Source organism: Amycolatopsis sp. NPDC104775, from assembly GCF_055583325.1.
Window position 1 is genome coordinate 52,613 of sequence record NZ_JBVJOE010000008.1, and the last position, 18,772, is coordinate 71,384.

Genomic DNA, 18,772 nt, shown 5'->3' on the forward strand with positions numbered 1-18,772 from the left:
AATTGTACGAAGGTGTCGTCCAAGACCTGATCGACGAACTGGGCCGCTTGCCCGGCGTCGGTCCGAAGAGTGCCCAGCGCATCGCGTTCCACCTGCTCGCCGCCGACCCCGCGGACATCGCGCGGCTGCAGGACGTGCTGGGCAAGGTCAAGGAAGGCGTGCAGTTCTGCGAGATCTGCGGCAACGTCTCGGAGCAGGAGACGTGCCGGATCTGCCGCGACGAACGCCGCGACCTCACGGTGATCTGCGTGGTCGAGGAACCGAAGGACGTACTGGCGGTCGAACGGACCCGCGAGTTCAAGGGCCGCTACCACGTCCTGGGCGGCGCGCTGGACCCGCTGTCCGGCATCGGCCCGGAACAGCTGCGGATGCGAGAGCTGCTGAAACGCATCGGCGAGGCGGACGTCCGGGAGATCATCATCGCGACGGACCCGAACACCGAGGGCGAGGCGACGGCGACGTACCTGGTGCGGATGCTGCGCGATTTCCCCGGGCTGTCGGTGACCCGGCTGGCGTCGGGGTTGCCGATGGGCGGGGATTTGGAGTTCGCGGACGAGCTGACCCTGGGTCGCGCGCTTTCTGGACGACGCGCGCTGTAATTTGGCGCCGACTTCGTCGTCGCGTGCGGATCGCCTTTAAGTCGGCGTCTGACGGAGCTGCGTACCCGGCCCGGGGGCCGTGCACACAGCTCCGTCAGACGCCGACGCGATCCCGCGTTTGGAGCAGGTTGGGATCGGTGGCTGAGTCAGCAGTAACCCAGCTGTGCCAACGAGTTCACCACGATGTCCGACGGGTGGTACTTGTCCATCCAGGACTCCCCGCGCCGGTTCTGGTAGGTGGCCAGGAATTCCCGCAGCCGGTCCCCGCGCATTTCGGTCAGGATGACGTTCTCGCCAATCCCCACGTGCCGTTCGGTGCGCGCCCGGTGGACCGCGCACGGCAGGCCCAGGTACCCGCATTCCTCCTGCAGGCCGCCGGAGTCGGTAACCACGTACTCGGCTCGCGCGACCAGCGGCAGGAACTTCAAGTACCGCATCTTCGGCTGCGCGATGAACTTGTCGTCGAACAGATTGTCCAGGCCCAGCGCCCGGATCTTCTCCCGCTCCGGCGCGCCGGCCATGTACAGGATCGGCATCTCGCGGCTCTGCTCGCGCAGGATTTCCAGCACCTCGCGGTATTTGTCCGCGCGCGACACCAGTTCGAACCGGTGCAGGGTCGCCAGGCCGAACTTCTCCGGCAGGCCCGGCACGTCCAGCGGCTGGTCGACGACCTGGCGCATGGAGTCGATCGCCGTGTTCGCTTCGGTGTTCACCACGACGCCGCGGGCGTGGCGCAGGTTGTGCACCTCGCGCTCGCTCGGCGAGAAGTGGATGTCCACGAGCTTCCCGGCGATTTTGCGGTTCAATTCCTCCGGCAGCGGCGACAGAATGCTGCCCGATCGCGTACCCGCCTCGATGTGCCCGACGCGGGCCTGCAAAACCTTCTTGCCGATCAACGCCCCGTACGGCGTGGTGAACGTGTCGCCGTGCACCAGCACCAGCGGGGGGCGGCCGTCCGCGGTCAGCTGGGCGCGCAGTTCGGCGCGGCGGCTCCACGCGGTGCGCATAACCTGCGCTGCCCAGCCCGGCACCTGCGCCGGGGATTCGAGGTTGCGCGCCTGCGCACGCGGCACGAACCACAGATCCGGTTCCGGGAGCCGCAGATCGGACAGGACGTCGGCGACCTCGTCCACGTGCTGTGCGGTGAACCAGAGCTTCGGGGTCACGCCGCGCTCGGCGATCCGGTGGTACACCGGCGCGATCTTGATCAGTTCCGCGGTGGTGCCGACAATGAAGGAAATCACCGTGGATTACCCAATCTCCTGGCCGGCCACAGCCGGGTAAACAGCAGGTCAACGCCGCGGGCCAGGATGCTGCGCACTCCGCCGCGCCCGGTACAGGGTAGCCTCGCCGAGGTGAGTGCGAATCCGCCCCTCCCGTCGCTCAGCGTCGTGATTCCGGTCTACAACGAACAGGACTGGATCGATCGCAGCGTCGGCGCGCTGATCGCCTCGGCCGAGGCGGCTCGGTGGCCGGTGGAAATCCTCGTCGTGGACGACGGAAGCACCGACGGCACGCCCGCCCGGCTCACCCAATTGCGTGACGAGCACGGCATCACCGTGCTGACTCAGGCCAACAGCGGCCGGTTCGAGGCCCGCCGGGCCGGGATGGCGAAGGCGTCCGGCGAATGGCTGCTGCTGCTGGACAGCCGCGTGCTCGTGGACGTCGGCAGCCTCGCTTTTCTGCGCGATCAGCTGACCGGCCACCCCGAACGCGCGGCCTGGAACGGCCACATCAACGTCGCGTCCGAGCACAATCCGTACGCCGGTTTCATGGCCGGGCTGGTCGCATTCTCGTGGCGCAAGTACTTCGCGAATCCGAAGCTGACGTCGTTCGGCATCGAGGAATTCGACCTGTACCCGAAGGGCACCGGATTTTTCTGCGCGCGCCGCGATCTGCTCGAGGGTTCCGTCGCCGCGTTCGAATCGCTGTTCGACGACGTCCGGCTGGCCAGCGACGACACCCGCATGCTGCGCTGGATCGCCGAACGCGCGCGCATTCACCTGGCCCCGCAGTTCGCCGGGACTTACCACGGCCGCGATTCGCTCAAGAAGTTCTGGGCGCAGTCGTTCTTCCGCGGCACCACGTACGTGGATTCCTACCTCGGTTCGCCGGGTCCGGCGCGCACCGCGCTGTTCGGCGCGCTCGGCCTCGGCGCGGCTGGAGCCGGGCTGGCGGTGAAAAAGCCGAAAACGGCTGCCGCGCTCGGGATCGCCGGGTCGGCGGCGGCCGCCGCGGTGGTCAAGAAGTGCGGGGCCAGCACCGCCGAGGCGCGTGCGGTCGGCACCTTGCTGCCGGTGTTCGCGGCCGGGTTCGGCTCGGGCGTGTTCCGCGGCCTGTATCTCGCCCTGCGTGCCCGGCTGCGGCGCCGATGAGCGTCGCGGACACCGGCGCGGCGGCCAACGGCGTCGTCCGGGACACCCATCGCACCGCGGGCAAGCTCGGCGGTTCGCTGATCGCGGCGATCATTCTCGGCTACGTCCTCACTGTCGCCTGCGCGCGGCTGCTGCCCCCGGACCAGTACGCGACCTTCCTCACCTTCTGGGGCCTCCTGATGGGCCTCGGCAGTGCGTTGTCCCCGCTGGAGCAGGAGCTCTCCCGGCAGTCCGCGACGGCCGCGCTGACCGGCGGCGTAGCCGGTCGCGGCGCGCTGCGCGCGGTGGCCGTCTCGGCGGCGGCCGCCGCGGCGTTCGGGCTGGCGCTGCTCATTCCGCCGGTCAACGAACGGCTGTTCCACGGCAGCTGGGAACTCGCGCTGGTGGTGGTGGCCGGCGGGGTCGCGTTCGCCTGCCAGTTCGGCGTCCGCGGTCTGCTGATCGGCCAGCACCAGGTCAAGCACTTCGCCGGGCTGATCGTCGCCGAACCCGCGGTCCGCGCGCTGGTGCTGGGCTTGCTGGTGATCGCCACCGCCTACCGGCTGGTGCCGCTGGCGCTGGCGGTCGCGGCCGGATCGTTCGCCTGGCTGCTGTTCATCCGCCAGGCGTGGCGGCTGCTGGACGTCCGCGCGGACGGCGACGGCTGGGGGGTCACCAGCCGCCGGATGCTCATGCTGCTGCTCGGAGCGGCTCTCACCGCGACTGTCATCACCGGATACCCCGCGCTGGTCGGCCTGCTCGCCCCCGGCGGCGACCGGGAGCGGCTCGGCGCGGTGTTCGCCGCGCTGGTCATCGCCCGGCTGCCGCTGACGCTGGTCGCGCCGGTGCAGTCGCTCGCCGTGCCGTTCGTGGTGCGGCTTTCCGCCACCGCCGACGGCAGGCACCGGTTGCGCCGGGTGCTGCTGCTGGGCACCTTCGCCGCGCTCGCGCTGGCCGCGCTCGGAGCGCTGGTCGGCATGCTGATCGGCCCGTGGGCGGTGCAGTTCGTCAACGGCCCCAAGTACCACGTGGACGGCTGGGCGGTCGCCGGGCTGGTGTGGTCCTCGGTGCTGCTGGTGCCGATGCAGTTGCTCACCGCCGTGCTGGTGGCGCGCGCCCAGGCCAACCGGGTGTTGCTCACCTGGGCAGTGGTCGCGGTCACCGCCTCGGTGCTGCTGCTCGCCGTTCCGGGCGACACCGTGCTGCGCGCGGTCGTTTCGCTCGCCGCCGCGCCGATGGCCGGGCTCGCCCTCGTGCTGGTATTCGTACTCGCTAATTCGTCCGCGGAAGGAACCTCCGACACGGGTGAAGCGTGTTCTTAGCGTCGCAGTAGTGTGAGTTCCGAGCCGCCGGTTCCCGGTGCGCCTCGGATGGCGAAAGCCGATCAGGTTTGGATTCGAATTCGATGAACGTTCTTCTGGTGCTGCTCGCATTCTGGGTGCCCGGGCTCGTCTTCGGAGCGGCCATCCGGTTGCGCGGGTGGACGCTCGCCGCGGCCGCGCCGCTGCTGACGTTCGGGATCGTCGCGCTCGGCGTCCCGGTGCTGGGCGGCCTCGGCATCCGCTGGTCGCTGCTCAACGTCGTGCTGTGGACGCTGGTGCTCGGCGTCGTCGGCTTCGGGCTGGCGTTCGCGGTGCAGCGGCTGCGCGCGCGCAAGCACCCGGACTGGACCGGCGAGGACCTGGAGAAGCTGCCGCTGCGCGACCACCTCGTCATGGCGGCGGGCGTCGTCGTCGCGCTGGGCGTGGGCGCGGTCACTTTCTTGCGTGGCACCAACGGGATCACCAGCGTCAACCAGGGCTGGGATGCGCCGTTCCACGGCAACCTGGTCCGCTGGATCGCCGAGCACGGCGACGCCCGGCCGTCCACTGTGGGCACTATCGCCAATTTGCCGAACCAGGCCAACTACTTCTACCCGGACACGTACCACGCCTTGCTCGCGCTGGTCTTCGGCAAGGGCGGGCTGACCATGATGCCCACGCTGAACCTGGCCGCGCTGGCGGTGATTTTCACCGTGCCGTTCGGCATCGCCGCGCTGTGCCGGGTCTGGGGCATGCCCGCGCTCGGCGCCGCCGCGGCGGCCGCGGTCAGCACGTGGTTCAGCGCCTTCCCGTACGACTCGTTGTGGCGCGGCCCATTGTGGCCCTACGTCGCCGGTGTCGCATTGGTTCCGGCGATGCTGGCGCTCGGCCGTTATTTGCTGAAACCGAACGGCATCGCCGGCCCGGTCGCGATCGGTGTTGGCGTGGCTGGATTGTGCGGTCTGCACACCAGTGTCGTGTTCGTGGTCGTTGTTTATTTCCTGCTTATTCTGCTCGCCGTTCTCTGCCGTTTCGAGAAGATCGAATGGCGGCGCAGCCTGCCCTCGCTGATCGCGACCGGCGTACTGGCGATCGCGCTCGGCGTGCCGCTCGTGCTGCCCTCGCTGTACAACGCCGGCGGGGTGACGAGCGCGTACTGGGCGCCGGAGACCACGCTCGCCGGCGGCCTCGGCCAGACGATCACGTTCTCGCCGATGTCGGACTTCCCGCAGTGGTGGATCGGCGTGCCCGCGTTCATCGGGATCGTCTTGCTGGTGCGGCACCGGCGGATGCTGTGGCTGGTCGGCGCGTATGTCGTGTTCGGCGGCCTCTTCATGCTGACGGTGTCCATCAACTCGCCGATCATGCAGACGGCGACCAGCCTCTTCTACAACGACCACTGGCGGATCGCCGCGCTGGTTCCGTTGGCGGGCGCGGTCGCGTTCGGAGAGTTCGCGCACACCGGAGCCGCCTGGTTCGCGCGCAAGGCGCAGCCGCGGGTCAAGCTCGCCCCGGCCACGCTCGGGTTGGTCGCGGTCGTCCTGCTCGTGGTGGTGTGCGGCGGTCTGAGCAAGGGCGGTTACAGCGGCCGCAACGCGAGCCGGCTGGCCGTCACCTACCAGGACGGGCCCACCGTGTCCAAGGCGGAGGAAGCCGCTTTCGCCTGGCTCGGCCAGCACACCGTGCCGGGCGAGCGGGTGATGAACAACAGGGCGGACGGTTCGGCGTGGATGTACGCGCTGGCCGGGGTTCAGCCGATCGAGTGGACTTTCTACGGCGCCGAGGCGAACACCAAGGCCGCCTACCTGAGCGCGTGGGTCAACGACGTCGACAAGTACCCGCAGGTCCGCGCGGACCTCACCGACCTTCGGGTGCGCTATCTCATCCAGGGCAAGGGCAAGGCCGCGGACAACGCGGTCGAGTCCATCGGCGTGGAGCGAGTCCGGCCCGGGCCGAAGTTCCGCGTGGTGTTCCGCAACGAGGGCGCGACGATCTACGCGATCGCGGGACAGTCCGGCGTGACCGGCCCTACCACAGCGAACGGTCAGTGAGCGGTTATGGTGGCTGCCGTGTCCAGCACATCCGTGAGCACTCGACGCGTGCTCATCGTGATGCCCGCGCTCAATGAGCAAGACAGCATTTCCCCGGTGCTCGACCAGGTCAAGCGGTCGCTGCCGGAGGCGGACGTCCTGGTGGTCGACGACGGTTCGACCGACCGCACCGCCGAACTCGCCCGCGGCTGCGGCGTCCGGGTGGCCCGGCTGTCGGTGAACCTCGGCGTGGGCGGCGCGATGCGCACCGGTTTCCGCTACGCCGCCGCGCGCGGTTACGACGCCGTCGTCCAGGTCGACGCCGACGGCCAGCACGATCCGGACGAGGTCGGCGCCCTGCTGAAACTGCTCGACGAGGGTGCCGACATCGCGATCGGCTCCCGGTTCGCCGGCAAGGGCGACTACCGCGCGGTCGGGCCGCGCAAGTACGCGATGGTGGTGCTGTCGCTGGTGTTCAGCCGGCTGTCCGGCAGCAAGCTCACCGACGTCACCTCCGGGTTCAAGGCGATGGGACCGCGCGCGATCCGCCTGTTCGCCGGCTACTACCCGGCCGAGTACCTCGGCGACACGGTCGAGGCACTGGTGATGGCGATCCGGGCGAACCTGTCCATCCGGGAGACCCCGGTGGTCATGCGCGAACGCGCGGGCGGCAAGCCGAGCCATTCGCCGGTGAAGTCCGCGGTGTACCTGGGCCGCGCGGGGCTCGCTTTGCTGCTCGCGCTGGTTCGCCGTCGTCCGTCCGTTGACTCGTCCGACGCGGCGTAGGAGGCTCCATGGCTGGCTGGCAGGTACTGAGCATCGTCATCGCGGCTCTGGTGCTGCTCGTTGTCATCGAGATGATGCGGCGGCGCAAGCTGCGCGAGAAGTACGCTGGCATTTGGCTCGTGGTGGCCCTCGGCGTCGTGGTGCTCGCGGTGGTCCCGCCGGTCGCGGAGTTCCTGGCGCATCTCACCGGGGTCGCGACCCCGTCGAACTTCGTCTTCTTCCTGGCCGGAGTCGTTCTCGCGCTGGTGGCGCTGCAGCTTTCGACCGAGGTCGGGCACTTGGAGGAAGAGGTGCGGACCGCGGTCGAGGAGACCGCGTTGCTGCGCTGCGAACTGGAAGACACCCAGCGCGAACTCGAAGCACGCATCGCTGAACTGGAGAAGCGCACGTCCGCGCCCGACAGCGTGGACGGCCTGCCCGAAGCGAGCCCGGCACGCGTTCGCTGATCTCCGCGCTCCTCGCCGCTCCGCCCCGGCTCGGCGGCGTCCGGATGCTCGCCATCGACGGTCCGTCCGGGGCCGGGAAGTCCACGCTCGCCGCCGAGACGGTCGAAGCTCTCGGTTGTCGTGCCGCGCTGGTCAGCACGGACGCCTTCGCCACCTGGGACGATCCCGTCGCGTGGTGGCCGCGGCTGGAGGACGGCGTGCTGCGGCCGCTGGCGCGGGGCCGGGCAGGCGAGTATCGCCGGATGGACTGGACCTCCGGCTCGCCGCGGCCCGGAGAGCTGGTGCGCGTGGAGGTTCCCGAGGTGCTGGTGCTGGAAGGCGTGTCGAGCGGACGCCAGGCGGTGCGGTCCCGGCTGTCGTGGCTGTGCTGGATCGAGGGCGGCACCGAGGCGGAACGGTTGTCCAGGGCGGTCGCCCGGGACGGCGAGGCGGCGCGGGACGAACTGCGGCGCTGGCAGTTGTTCGAACGCGGCTGGTTCGCGGTCGACGGCACCCGCGAGGCCGCGGACCAGCTGGTCTGAACAACCGGAAGCCCGGCTCACATCGGTTCGGCGGCGGCGAAAGCGGCTATTGCGGAATGCGCGAGCGGGGGAAACTCCGAGTACATTCGGCCTGTTTCGCTGCCCTTCCCGGGCAACTCGGGCTCGACTCCGGAGAGGTTCCGGAACATCCACGGCGCCCGGAACGGACAACCTCGCCGGTTAGGCCATCCGGGTGAGCAAACCGCCACTCAACGTACCAAACCGGCGAATTTCGCTACGCAGCGCACACATTTGCTGACGTGTTGCGGTCTATTTGGGGTTTACGTAGCGCGATCGTAACCTCACGTGCTTAAGCGGCGGCCCAGTTGCCGCTAGTGTCACCGAACACACCGATCGCTCTGGTCTTCCCGAACTGACCGCCGACGGTGCATTTCGATACACCGAACATTCCCAAGGGGTGCCAGATGCAGCAATTGCGGCTGACCCGAACACGCCGGGCAGCTCTGATCGGGCTGGCGGGCGCGCTCGCGGTCTCGCTGTCCGCGTGCGCGGAATCGAAGCGCGACGAGGCCGGAGGCGGAGGGTCCGGAGGCACCATGGTCTTCGGCAACACCGGCAACCCGAAGATGTTCGACCCGATCTTCAACGACGAGGGCGAGACGTTCCGGATCACCCGGCAGATGTTCGACACCCTGATCCAGAACAAGCAGGGTTCGGCCGAGCTGGAGCCCTCGCTCGCCACGAAGTGGACGCCGAGCGACGGCGGCAAGACCTGGACCTTCGACCTCAAGCAGGGCGTGAAGTTCAGCGACGGCACCGCGTTCGACGCCAAGGCGGTCTGCTTCAACTTCGATCGCTGGTACAACATGAAGGGCGCTACCGCCCAGAGCCAGATGATCTACTACGGCGACGTCTTCGAGGGCTTCGCGCACAACGAGGGCACCACCAAGGGCGATCCGGTCTACAAGAGCTGCGAGGCGAAGGACGACCACACCGCGGTTCTGCACCTGAACCGCGCGAAGGGCGCCTTCCCGGCCGCGTTCACGCTGCCGTCGTTCGCGATGCAGAGCCCCACCGCGCTGCAGAAGTACAACTCGGACAAGGTCACCGGCTCCGGCACGTCGATCACGTATCCGGAGTACGGCTACAAGCACCCGACCGGCACCGGCCCGTTCAAGTTCGACGGCTGGGACCAGGGCAACGGCCAGATCACCTTGGTGCGCAACGACACCAGCACGATGCCGCAGCCGGCGAAGCTGGACAAGCTCGTGTTCAAGGTGATCCCGGACGAGAACGCCCGCAAGCAGGCGCTCAAGGCCGGCGACATCAACGGGTACGACTTCCCGGCCCCCGCGGACTACGGGCTGCTGCGCAACGACGGCGAGCAGGTGCTGATCCGCCCGTCGTTCAACGTGCTCTACCTGGGCATCAACCAGAAGGGCAACCCGCTGCTCAAGAAGCCCGAGGTCCGCAAGGCGCTGGCCTACGGCATCAACCGCGAGCAGTTCGTGCGCTCCAAGCTGGCCGAGGGTTCCGAGGTCGCGACCGAGTTCGTGCCGAAGGCGATCGACGGCTACACCGACGACGTCGCCAAGTACCCGTACGACCCGGCCAAGGCCAAGCAGCTGCTCAAGGACGCCGGCGCCGAGGGCATGACGCTGAAGTTCTACTACCCGACCGAGGTCACCCGGCCCTACATGCCGAACCCGGCCGACACCTACACCGCGATCTCCGAGGACCTGAAGGCCATCGGCATCACCGTGCAGCCGGTCGCCGAGTCGTGGAACGGCGGGTACAAGGACGACGTGCAGCAGAACGGCAAGCAGGACATCCACCTGCTCGGCTGGACCGGTGACTACAACGACGCGGGCAACTTCGTCGGCACCTTCTTCGGCCGCCCGAAGCCGGAATTCGGCTTGGAGGAGCAGTCCCTGTTCCAGGCGCTCGCCGCCGCGGACGCCGCTCCGGCGGGCGAGGCGCACACCAAGGCGTACCAGGAAGCCAATAAGAAGATCATGGACTACCTGCCCGCCGTCCCGATCGCTTACCCGACGCCGGCGATCGTGGTCGGCCCGAAGATCAAGGGCGTGGTGGCCAGCCCGCTTACCGACGAACGCTTCTACAACGTCACGATCGGCTGACGTGCTCCACTGAGCAGCCAGGCCAAGGGCAGGTGCTACCGCGCCTGCCCTTGGCCTCGTTCCCGGGCTGTACACAAAGGACTACTCGTGCTCCGTTTCCTCGTGCGTCGGCTGCTACAAGCGATTCCGACGCTGCTCATCCTGTCCATCCTGGTGTTCGCCTGGTTGCGCTCACTCCCCGGCGGGCCCGCGTCCGCGCTGCTCGGGGACAAGGCGACCCCGGAAAAACTGGCGAACCTGAACCACGTGCTCGGCCTCGACCAGCCGATTTTCGTGCAGTACTTCAAATTCCTCGGCCGCGCGATCACCGGCGATTTCGGCAATTCGCTCGTGTCGTCGCGCCCGGTGATGTCGGAGATCGGCACGTTCCTTCCGGCCACCATTGAACTGGGCATCTCGGCGATGATCATCGCCGTGCTGTTCGGGATTTCGTTCGGCTATCTCGCCGCCCGGTTCCGCGGCCAGATCGTCGACAACGTCATCATCGTGCTGACCCTGGTCGGCGTCGCGGTGCCGATCTTCTTCCTCGGCTACATGATGCAGGACCTGCTTTCCACCCCGCTCGGCTTGCCGTCGCAGGGCAGGCAGGCCCCCGGCATCGACGCCACCGTCGTCACGCATTTCGCCATTCTCGACGGAATGATGACCGGCGAATGGGACGCGGTCTGGGACGCGATCAAGCACCTCATTCTTCCCGCGCTCGCGCTCGCCACCATTCCGCTCGCGGTGATCACCCGGATCACCCGCGCGTCGGTGCTCGACGTGTTCAACGAGGACTTCATCCGCACCGCGAACTCGAAGGGCCTCACCCAGCCCGTGGTTCGCCAGCGGCACGTCCTGCGCAACGCGCTGCTGCCGGTGATCACCACGATCGGCCTGCAGACCGGCGCGCTGCTCGGCGGCGCCGTGCTGACCGAGCGAGTGTTCAACTTCCGCGGCCTCGGATTCCTTCTCGCCGAAGGCATCGACAAGCGGGACTACCCGCGGCTGCAGGCACTGCTGCTCCTCGGGGCACTGGTCTACGTGCTCGTGAACATGCTCGTGGATATTTCCTACGGGCTCATCGACCCGAGGGTGCGTGTGCGGTGAACACTCTGCTGAACAAGAAGAAAGAGCCGATCGACAAGCTCGCGTCCGCGTCGGCGAGTGGGCACAGCCTCGGCGCCGAGGCGCTGCGCCGGATGCTGCGCAGCCCGGTGGCGATCGTCGGCGGCGTGATCACCCTGCTGTTCCTGCTGCTGGCGATTTTCGCGCCGCTGCTCGCGCCGAAGGACCCGCAGGTCCGGTATCTGCAGGACAAGGTCATCCTCGGCCGCGGCATCATTCCGGGCGCGCAGCCCGGTTTCCCGCTCGGCGTCGACGACTTCGGCCGCGACTTCCTGTCCCGGCTGCTCATCGGCGCACAGCAGACGCTGCTGGTCGGCGTGCTCGCCACGGTGATCGGCGTGCTGATCGGCGCGCTCATCGGCGGGCTCGCGGGCGCGTTCGGCGGCTGGGTCGACACCGTGCTCATGCGAGTGGTCGACGTGCTGCTGGCGTTTCCCTCGCTGCTGCTGGCGATTTCGATCGCGGCGCTGTTCGCGAAGCCGAGCCAGTGGACGGTGATCATCGCGGTGTCGATCATCGGCGTGCCGATTTTCGCCCGGCTGCTGCGCGGTTCGATGCTCGCCCAGCGCGAGGCGGACCACGTGCTGGCGGCGACGTCGCTCGGCGTGAAGCGCACGACGATCGTGTTCCGGCACATGCTGCCGAACTCGCTCGGCCCGGTGATCGTGCAGGCGACGCTGACTCTGGCGACCGCGATCCTGGAGGCCGCGGCGCTGTCGTTCCTCGGTCTCGGCGACCCGGACCCGACCCGCGCGGAGTGGGGTTTGATGCTGGGCAGCGCGTCCCAGCACTACCTCGACATCCGGCCGGAGCTGGCGTATTACCCGGCGATCGCGATCATCATCGTGGCGCTCGGGTTCACCCTGCTCGGCGAGTCTCTCCGCGAAGCCCTCGACCCGAAGAACCGGCGGTGACCCCGTGGCACTTCTCGAAGTCCGCGACCTGAAGGTCGTGTTCCAGCGCCGCGGGGAACGCCCGTTCACCGCGGTCGACGGCGTGAGTTTCGACGTCGAACCCGGCCAGACGGTCGGGCTGGTCGGCGAGTCCGGCTGCGGCAAGTCGGTGACCTCGCTCGCGATCATGCGGCTGCTCGCCAAGCGCGGCAACACCGTCAGCGGTTCGGTGCGCTTCGAGGGCACCGATCTGCTGACCCTGTCCGACCGCGAAATGCGCGACCGGCGCGGCCGCGATCTCGGCATGGTGTTCCAGGACCCGCTGTCCTCGCTGAACCCGGTCATCCCGATCGGGCTGCAGATCACCGAGGTGCTGGAGCGCCACCGCGACATGCCGCGCAAGAAGGCGCGGATCGAAGCGGCGGAACTGCTCGACAAGGTCGGCATTCCCGACCCGACGCGGCGGCTTTCCGAGTACCCGCACCAGCTTTCCGGCGGGATGCGCCAGCGCGCGCTGATCGCGATCGCGCTGGCGTGCCGTCCCCGGCTGCTCATCGCGGACGAGCCGACCACCGCGCTCGACGTGACGATCCAGGCGCAGATCCTCGCCCTGCTGCGGGAATTGGTGCAGGACACCGGAACCGCGCTGGTGATGATCACGCACGACCTCGGCGTCGTCGCCGGGCTCTGCGACGAGGTCAACGTGCTGTACGGCGGCCGGATCGTGGAACGCCAGGAGCGGCATTCGCTGTTCGCCCAGCCGCGGCATCCCTACACGCACGGCCTGCTGGCCTCGATCCCGCGGCTCGACGAGGGACGCGGCGAGAAGCTGATCCCGATCCGCGGTTCGGTGGCCGACAACATCCCATGGGACGGCGGGTGCGCGTTCGCGCCGCGCTGCCCGAACGCGATCGCGGCCTGCCTGGAGAACACGCCGGAACTGGTCGAAGACCGGAACGGCTTGCTGCGCTGCCACAACCCGGTGCAACCCGCCGTGGCGGCAGGAGGAGGAACCCGATGACGGCGGCGAACGCCGACGAGGTGCTGCTCGAGGTCACCGACCTCAAGGTGCACTTCCCGATCAAGCGCGGCATCGTCGTGGACCGCACGGTGGGCCACGTGTTCGCGGTGGACGGGGTCGACCTGTCCATCCGCCGCGGCGAAACCTACGGCCTGGTCGGCGAATCCGGCTGCGGCAAGTCGACGCTCGGCCGCGCGATCCTGCGGCTCAACGAGCCGACCGGCGGCAAGGTCGTGTTCGACGGCACCGACGTCGCCCAGCTCAAGGGCGAGCAGCTGCGCAAGGCGCGGCGGCGGATGCAGATGGTGTTCCAGGACCCGATGTCGAGCCTGGACCCGCGCCAGTCGGTCGAGTCGATTCTCGTCGAGGGCATGCGCGCGCACGGGCTCGACAAGGACAAGGAGTCCACCGCGAAACGGCTGCGCGAGCTGCTGAGCGCGGTCGGCCTGCCGGAGACCGCGCTGCGGAAGTACCCGCACGAGTTCTCCGGCGGCCAGCGCCAGCGCATCGGCATCGCGCGGGCGCTGTCGGTGGAACCGGACCTGATCGTCGCCGACGAACCGGTGTCCGCGCTGGACGTTTCGGTGCAGGCGCAGGTGGTGAACCTGCTGGAGGATCTGCAGGAAGAGCTCGGTCTCACCTACGTGGTGATCGCGCACGACCTCGCGGTGGTCCGGCACATCTCCGACCGGATCGGCGTGATGTACCTCGGCGCGCTGGTCGAGGAGACGACGTCAGAGGAGCTGTACCAGAACCCGCTGCACCCGTACACGAAGGCGCTGCTGTCGGCGATCCCGGTGCCGGACCCGGTGGTGGAGGACAGCCGGGAGCAGATCCTGCTCGCCGGAGACCTTCCGTCGCCGGCCAATCCGCCGTCGGGCTGCCGCTTCCACACGCGCTGCCCGTGGAAGCAGGAAAGCCTGTGCAACACCGATCGCCCGCAGCTGCGCGAGATCGGCGCCGGGCACCGGGTGGCGTGCCACTACGCGGAGGACATCCGCGACGGGCGCATCCAGCCGCATAAGGTCGAAGTGGAACTGGTCGACGCCGCGGCGCTGAACCCGGACCTCGGCCCGCCGGATGTCGGTTCGGCCGCCGAGATCCTCTGAGGCGTCCGTGAAGGCCCCCGCCTTTTACAGGTGGGGGCCTTCGTGCGTCCCGGGCTTATCGGGGTCGTATCGACGCGGTCGGTTCTATGTGGACAGTCAATCCGCGGGCCACTCGTACGACAGCTCATAGTGGTCTGCGGCAAGGACCATGTCGTTCATTTCCAGCGGCCTCCCGTCCGTGCCGTAGGCCACGCGCGTGACGGTCACAACCGGGACGCCGTCGGCGAGTTGAAGCTGCGACGCCTCGACGGGGTTGGGCATCCGAGCCCCAACATGTTCCACGAACGACCCGAGTTCGTGCCCCGCTTCCTCTAGCCGGGCGTACGTACCACCGCTGCCCGTGTCCACCTGTTCGATCGCCGTGTCGCGCGTCAGTTCGCGTGGAAGGCGAGACACAGCGAGCTGGACCACGAGCCCGTCAGCGCGCATCACCCGGTCTCGTACGGTTACTTCAGCGCCTTCATCGATCGCGAGATGCTTGGCCGCACGTGCGTCGGCCCGTTCGAACCGAACCGTGACTGACGACGATGGTGCGAAGCCGCGTGCTGCGGCGTCAGCGAGAAACGCGCCGCGGTTCTTCGCCCGCGCCTCTTTCGACAGACGAGAACGGGCGATGCGCTGGATGCTGGCGGGTGGTCGCACGAAGACGCCGCGCCCATGTTCGGCGATCACGAGACCTTCGCGCCGCAACACGTCCACCGCGTCGCGCACCGTTGGACGGGACACGCTGTAAACGTCCACCAATTCGCGTTCGCTCGGCAGCTGATCGCCCGGCGCGTACAGACCGGTCGCGATCTTTTCCCGAAGGTCGGCCGCCACTTGCCGAAACGCGGGAACTCCGCTCGTGCGATCAACCATGCACCCATTCTGCCACTGGTCCACTCGTCTTGACCAGTTGCAGGCGGCGTGGAACAATGAGTGGATAAGACGTCAATACCAGTTGGCGAGGTGGGGTGTGGAAGCGATACGGATCGCGGGCGAGCTGCCCTCCGGCGAGGTGGCCACGGTGATCTATTCGGTACACAAGTGGACGTGCGACGGCTGGAACCATCGGTTCGAACGGAAACTGTTCACCCCCGGAACGGAAGTGTTCTGGCCGAAGTGCACGTCCGGCTTGCAGTTGCCGCAACGGATGGCCTTCGTCGATGAACTGTCCGAGGAACTGGGGTCGGACCGCGACCGCCGCTACGACTGCCGGACGTGCTTCTGCGCCGACCCGCGCAGTCCGGAACGGACGTGGTGAGCGTGGGCCATTGGATCCAGCGGGCAGCGCGCTCCGCGAGCTTGCCCGGTGGATCGGCGTCCCTCCAGGAGCTATCCCTGAGGGGGAGCAGGGCGGCGCACGCCTAGTCCGCCGATCGTCGCGCATCCTCGGCTGGCTCGGCATTGTCGGCGACGAGCAGGAACGGATTTTGAACCTCGCACTCCTCCACTCGCTCTACAAAATCGTGTCCGCTTGCCCGATCTGCACCTGCGGGCACCGTAGTGACCCCGCCCCCCTGAAACTCCCGGCCGCCGCGTATCTCCCCGACGTTGCGCGGCGGCCGCGTTCCAAGCCGCCTCCGGGCGGAGGGAAGGACCCCGGTGTCTTCTTCGGCACCAGGGTTCCCCTCACGGCTTTTCAGGGCTGGAGATCGACAGCAGCGCGGAACGAACCGTCCATGTGGAACGGTGTCGAGTTGTGCTCGTGCGCGATCCGCCAGCCGTTTTCGGTGCGCTGCAAGGCAAACGTGGTGCGGAACCAGAGGGTGAACGATTCGCTCTCGCCTCCCGGCGTCGCGGTCAGCTTCGCCAAGGCCGTCACCACCGCCAAATCACCGGATACGGTGATTTCCTCGTCGTGGTAGGTGTAGGAAAGCGGCCCGTCGAAGGTGCTGAACCACTGCGCGATGTACTCCGCGGAAGCGCCGGTCGTGCGCAGTGGCGGGGCGAGGTCGAATTTGACCGCCTTCTCGGTGTAGGCCGCGACGACCCGCTGGGGGTCCTTCGCGTGCATCGCGGCGGTGCGCTCGGCCAGCAGGTCGCGGATCTCGTTCTCGGACATTCTGTGGTCTCCTTTTCCCAAGTGTCGCGGTGTTCGTCCGGGACGTCGAAGCCGTCCGCGCGGCTTCGACATCAGGGGGAGAAAACTTTTTCGAGGAGGCTTGTCGATGAAGTATCTGGTCCTGATCTACGGCAACCCGGCGTCGCGCGCAGCTTGGGCTGGGATGAGCGACGAGCAGAAGGCTGAGGGCCTGCGTGCCTACCAGCGGTTCCACGAGGAACTGGAGGGCACCGGCGAGCGGATCGTGTCCGAACGGCTGGCCGCGCCGGAGCTGACGAAGCAGGTCCACGTGCGGACTGACGGCGTGAGCACCACCGACGGCCCGTTCGCCGAGATCAAGGAGCAGCTCGCTGGCTTCTACCTGCTGGAATGCGATTCGGAGGCCCGTGCGCTGGAGATCGCCGCGCGCATTCCGGAGGCCCCGTTCGCTACGATCGAGGTGCGGCCGGTGATGGGGCTGACCGGCGACGTGGACTTCGAGCTGTGATCGACGGCCTCCTGCGCGATCTCATCCCCCAGGTGGTGACCGCGCTCGTGCGCCGCTACGGCGACTTCGGCAAATGCGAGGACGCCGTGCAGGAGGCCCTGCTCGCCGCCGCGGTGCAGTGGCCGAAGGACGGTGTACCGGACAATCCGAAGGCCTGGCTGATCACGACGGCTTCGCGCCGGAGGATCGAGATGTGGCGCAGCGAAGCCGCTCGTATCCGCCGGGAGGAGACGGTGGCCGCGCTGGAACCGCCGTCCTTCGAACTCGTGCCGCAGCGGGACGACACCCTCACCCTGCTGCTGCTCTGCTGCCATCCCGCGCTGACCAGGCCGTCCCAGGTAGCTCTGACCCTGCGTGCCGTCGGCGGTCTGACCACTGCCGAGATCGCGCGGGCGTACTTGGTTCCGGAGCCGACGATCGGCCAGCGGATCAGCCGCGCGAAACAGAAACTGCGCGGTGCGGATTTCGCCTTGCCACCGCGGGACGAGCTGCCAGAACGCGTCGCCGCGGTGTTGCAGGTGCTGTATCTGGTGTTCACCGAAGGACATACCGCCAGCTCCGGCGGGGCGGTGAACCGCGTCGAACTGACCGCCGAGGCCATCCGGCTCGCCCGCCAGCTGCACGCCCTGTTGCCCGACGACGGCGAGGTCGCCGGACTCCTTGCCCTCATGCTGCTCACCGACGCCCGCCGCCCCGCTCGCACCGGCCAGGACGGCACCCCCGTGCCGCTGGCCGAACAAGACCGCTCGCTCTGGGACGCGTCCGCGATCGCCGAAGGCAGCGCATTGATCGAACGCGCGCTGGCCACCACCCAGGTCGGCCCGTACCAGCTACAGGCCGCCATCGCCGCCGTGCACGACGAGGCCCCGACCGCCGACGCGACCGATTGGCCGCAGATCTTGCTGCTGTATGACCTCATGCGGCAGATCGCCCCCGGCCCGATGGTCACCCTCAACCGCTTGGTCGCGCTCGCCCGGGTCGAAGGCCCGGCTCCCGCGCTGGCCGAACTGGAGGCGACCGGCTTGGACCACTACCGGGCCGACGTGGTCCGCGCCCATCTCCTGGAACTGTCCGGCGACCGGCAAGGCGCCCGCGACTGCTACGTCCGCGCCGCCCAGCGCACCCTGAGCCTTCCGGAGCGAGCGTATTTCGAAACGCGCGCTTTGCGTGTTATGTCGGAAAAACCCTGAATACCCCTGACTGAAGGAGGACCCCACCCCCGACTCCAGTCGGACGCGAGGATCGCCGTGAGCTGGGTACCCTGCGGGGACCAGGCACACATCACAAGGGGGTTGGCAGTGAACATCGACCACGTGCTGGAGGCGATCCCTCCGCTGGCGGTCTACCTGCTGGTGGGCTTGGTGGTGATGGTCGAAAGCCTGGGCATCCCGCTGCCGGGGGAAATCGTGCTGGTGAGCGCGGCGCTGCTGGCGTCGTCGCACAGCGGGCTGAACCCGCTGTGGATCGGCGTGCTGGCCTCGGCGGGCGCGATCATCGGCGACAGCATCGGATACCTGATCGGCAAAAAGGGCGGCAAACGGCTGTTCGCCTGGGCGGGCCGGAAGTTCCCCAAACATTTCGGCCCCGACCACATCGCGAGCGCCGAAAGAATGTTCCACAAACGCGGCATGTGGGCGGTGTTCTTCGGCCGCTTCGTCGCGGTGCTGCGCATCCTGGCCGGCCCGCTCGCCGGGTCGCTGAACATGCACTACCCGCGCTTCCTGCTCGCGAACGCACTGGGCGGCATCGTGTGGGCGGGCGGAACGACGGCGCTCATCTACTACCTGGGCGTGGTCGCCGACAAGTGGTTGAAGGGCTTCCAGTGGGCGGGCCTTGGCGCGGCGCTGGTGATCGGCGTGGTGGTGACGCTGGTGCTGAAAAAGCGCATGTCCCGCAACGCCGCGGCGTCGTCCTCGTCGGATGAGAAGAACGACGCGGTGGCCTGAGGTTGACTGCGGGATTCCCCCGGCGG

At 68.3% G+C, this 18,772-nt stretch carries 19 protein-coding genes; 16 read left to right on the forward strand and 3 right to left on the reverse strand.

All coding sequences use genetic code 11. From position 1 onward, the window contains the following. Window positions 1-2 precede the first annotated feature (2 nt). On the forward strand, window positions 3-599 hold the full coding sequence (gene recR / locus ACZ63D_RS30770; RefSeq protein ID WP_037808499.1) for a recombination mediator RecR: 597 nt from the start codon (window positions 3-5) through the stop codon (window positions 597-599). Between the two features lie 146 nt (window positions 600-745). On the opposite strand, the gene ACZ63D_RS30775 is transcribed toward recR, so the two are convergent. Then, window positions 746-1,843 carry a UDP-N-acetylglucosamine 2-epimerase gene (locus ACZ63D_RS30775; protein ID WP_465357865.1) on the reverse strand — a complete coding sequence of 366 codons (1,098 nt, stop codon included), beginning with the start codon at window positions 1,841-1,843 and terminating at the stop codon, window positions 746-748. Window positions 1,844-1,954: 111 nt separating this feature from the next. Here ACZ63D_RS30775 and ACZ63D_RS30780 point away from each other — a divergent pair, with 111 nt between their 5' ends. The 11 genes from ACZ63D_RS30780 (at window position 1,955) to ACZ63D_RS30830 (ending at window position 14,269) form a co-directional block, all read left to right on the forward strand. Next, window positions 1,955-2,974 (forward strand): glycosyltransferase family 2 protein, encoded by a 1,020-nt coding sequence (locus ACZ63D_RS30780; protein ID WP_465357866.1) that lies wholly within the window; start codon window positions 1,955-1,957, stop codon window positions 2,972-2,974. Beyond that, the gene (locus tag ACZ63D_RS30785) at window positions 2,971-4,275 is read left to right on the forward strand and encodes a hypothetical protein (protein ID WP_465357867.1); all 1,305 of its coding nucleotides are present in this window, start codon (window positions 2,971-2,973) and stop codon (window positions 4,273-4,275) included. Before ACZ63D_RS30780 ends, ACZ63D_RS30785 begins: the two co-directional genes overlap by 4 nt. Before the next feature lie 83 nt (window positions 4,276-4,358). Further along, window positions 4,359-6,305, forward strand: coding sequence for a DUF6541 family protein (locus ACZ63D_RS30790; protein ID WP_465357868.1), 1,947 nt, complete (start codon window positions 4,359-4,361; stop codon window positions 6,303-6,305). 6 nt (window positions 6,306-6,311) lie between these two features. Beyond that, window positions 6,312-7,070: a glycosyltransferase family 2 protein gene (locus tag ACZ63D_RS30795; RefSeq protein ID WP_465357869.1), complete on the forward strand. Its 759-nt coding sequence runs from the start codon at window positions 6,312-6,314 to the stop codon at window positions 7,068-7,070. Window positions 7,071-7,078: 8 nt separating this feature from the next. Then, window positions 7,079-7,516 carry a DUF2304 domain-containing protein gene (locus ACZ63D_RS30800; RefSeq protein WP_465357870.1) on the forward strand — a complete coding sequence of 146 codons (438 nt, stop codon included), beginning with the start codon at window positions 7,079-7,081 and terminating at the stop codon, window positions 7,514-7,516. A gap of 44 nt (window positions 7,517-7,560) precedes the next feature. Beyond that, entirely contained in the window at window positions 7,561-8,037 is a 477-nt protein-coding gene (locus tag ACZ63D_RS30805) for a uridine kinase family protein (RefSeq protein ID WP_465357871.1), read from the forward strand. Between the two features lie 425 nt (window positions 8,038-8,462). Continuing rightward, window positions 8,463-10,139, forward strand: coding sequence for an ABC transporter substrate-binding protein (locus ACZ63D_RS30810; protein WP_465357872.1), 1,677 nt, complete (start codon window positions 8,463-8,465; stop codon window positions 10,137-10,139). An 87-nt stretch (window positions 10,140-10,226) separates the two neighbouring features. Beyond that, window positions 10,227-11,228 (forward strand): ABC transporter permease, encoded by a 1,002-nt coding sequence (locus ACZ63D_RS30815; protein ID WP_465357873.1) that lies wholly within the window; start codon window positions 10,227-10,229, stop codon window positions 11,226-11,228. Beyond that, entirely contained in the window at window positions 11,225-12,160 is a 936-nt protein-coding gene (locus ACZ63D_RS30820) for an ABC transporter permease (RefSeq protein ID WP_465357874.1), read from the forward strand. The genes ACZ63D_RS30815 and ACZ63D_RS30820 overlap by 4 nt, the downstream gene beginning before the upstream one ends. Before the next feature lie 4 nt (window positions 12,161-12,164). Continuing rightward, complete coding sequence (locus ACZ63D_RS30825) at window positions 12,165-13,160, forward strand: ABC transporter ATP-binding protein (protein ID WP_465357875.1); 996 nt, start codon at window positions 12,165-12,167, stop codon at window positions 13,158-13,160. After that, window positions 13,157-14,269, forward strand: a complete 1,113-nt coding sequence (locus tag ACZ63D_RS30830; protein ID WP_465357876.1) for an ABC transporter ATP-binding protein — start codon at window positions 13,157-13,159, stop codon at window positions 14,267-14,269. The genes ACZ63D_RS30825 and ACZ63D_RS30830 overlap by 4 nt, the downstream gene beginning before the upstream one ends. A gap of 96 nt (window positions 14,270-14,365) precedes the next feature. Here the strand turns inward: ACZ63D_RS30830 and ACZ63D_RS30835 are convergent, their stop codons facing one another. Beyond that, window positions 14,366-15,127, reverse strand: a complete 762-nt coding sequence (locus ACZ63D_RS30835; protein ID WP_465357877.1) for a GntR family transcriptional regulator — start codon at window positions 15,125-15,127, stop codon at window positions 14,366-14,368. A gap of 97 nt (window positions 15,128-15,224) precedes the next feature. On the opposite strand from ACZ63D_RS30835, the gene ACZ63D_RS30840 reads away from it, so the two are divergent. Beyond that, window positions 15,225-15,512 (forward strand): hypothetical protein, encoded by a 288-nt coding sequence (locus tag ACZ63D_RS30840; RefSeq protein ID WP_465357878.1) that lies wholly within the window; start codon window positions 15,225-15,227, stop codon window positions 15,510-15,512. A gap of 378 nt (window positions 15,513-15,890) precedes the next feature. On the opposite strand, the gene ACZ63D_RS30845 is transcribed toward ACZ63D_RS30840, so the two are convergent. Continuing rightward, complete coding sequence (locus ACZ63D_RS30845) at window positions 15,891-16,313, reverse strand: YybH family protein (protein WP_465357879.1); 423 nt, start codon at window positions 16,311-16,313, stop codon at window positions 15,891-15,893. A 106-nt stretch (window positions 16,314-16,419) separates the two neighbouring features. Here ACZ63D_RS30845 and ACZ63D_RS30850 point away from each other — a divergent pair, with 106 nt between their 5' ends. The 3 genes from ACZ63D_RS30850 to ACZ63D_RS30860 all read left to right on the forward strand — a co-directional run bounded on the left by ACZ63D_RS30850 (window position 16,420) and on the right by ACZ63D_RS30860 (window position 18,746). Further along, complete coding sequence (locus tag ACZ63D_RS30850; RefSeq protein ID WP_465357880.1) at window positions 16,420-16,800, forward strand: YciI family protein; 381 nt, start codon at window positions 16,420-16,422, stop codon at window positions 16,798-16,800. After that, window positions 16,797-17,990: an RNA polymerase sigma factor gene (locus ACZ63D_RS30855; RefSeq protein WP_465357881.1), complete on the forward strand. Its 1,194-nt coding sequence runs from the start codon at window positions 16,797-16,799 to the stop codon at window positions 17,988-17,990. The genes ACZ63D_RS30850 and ACZ63D_RS30855 overlap by 4 nt, the downstream gene beginning before the upstream one ends. A 108-nt stretch (window positions 17,991-18,098) precedes the next feature. Next, complete coding sequence (locus tag ACZ63D_RS30860; protein ID WP_465357882.1) at window positions 18,099-18,746, forward strand: DedA family protein; 648 nt, start codon at window positions 18,099-18,101, stop codon at window positions 18,744-18,746. The last annotated feature ends 26 nt before the right edge of the window (window positions 18,747-18,772 follow it).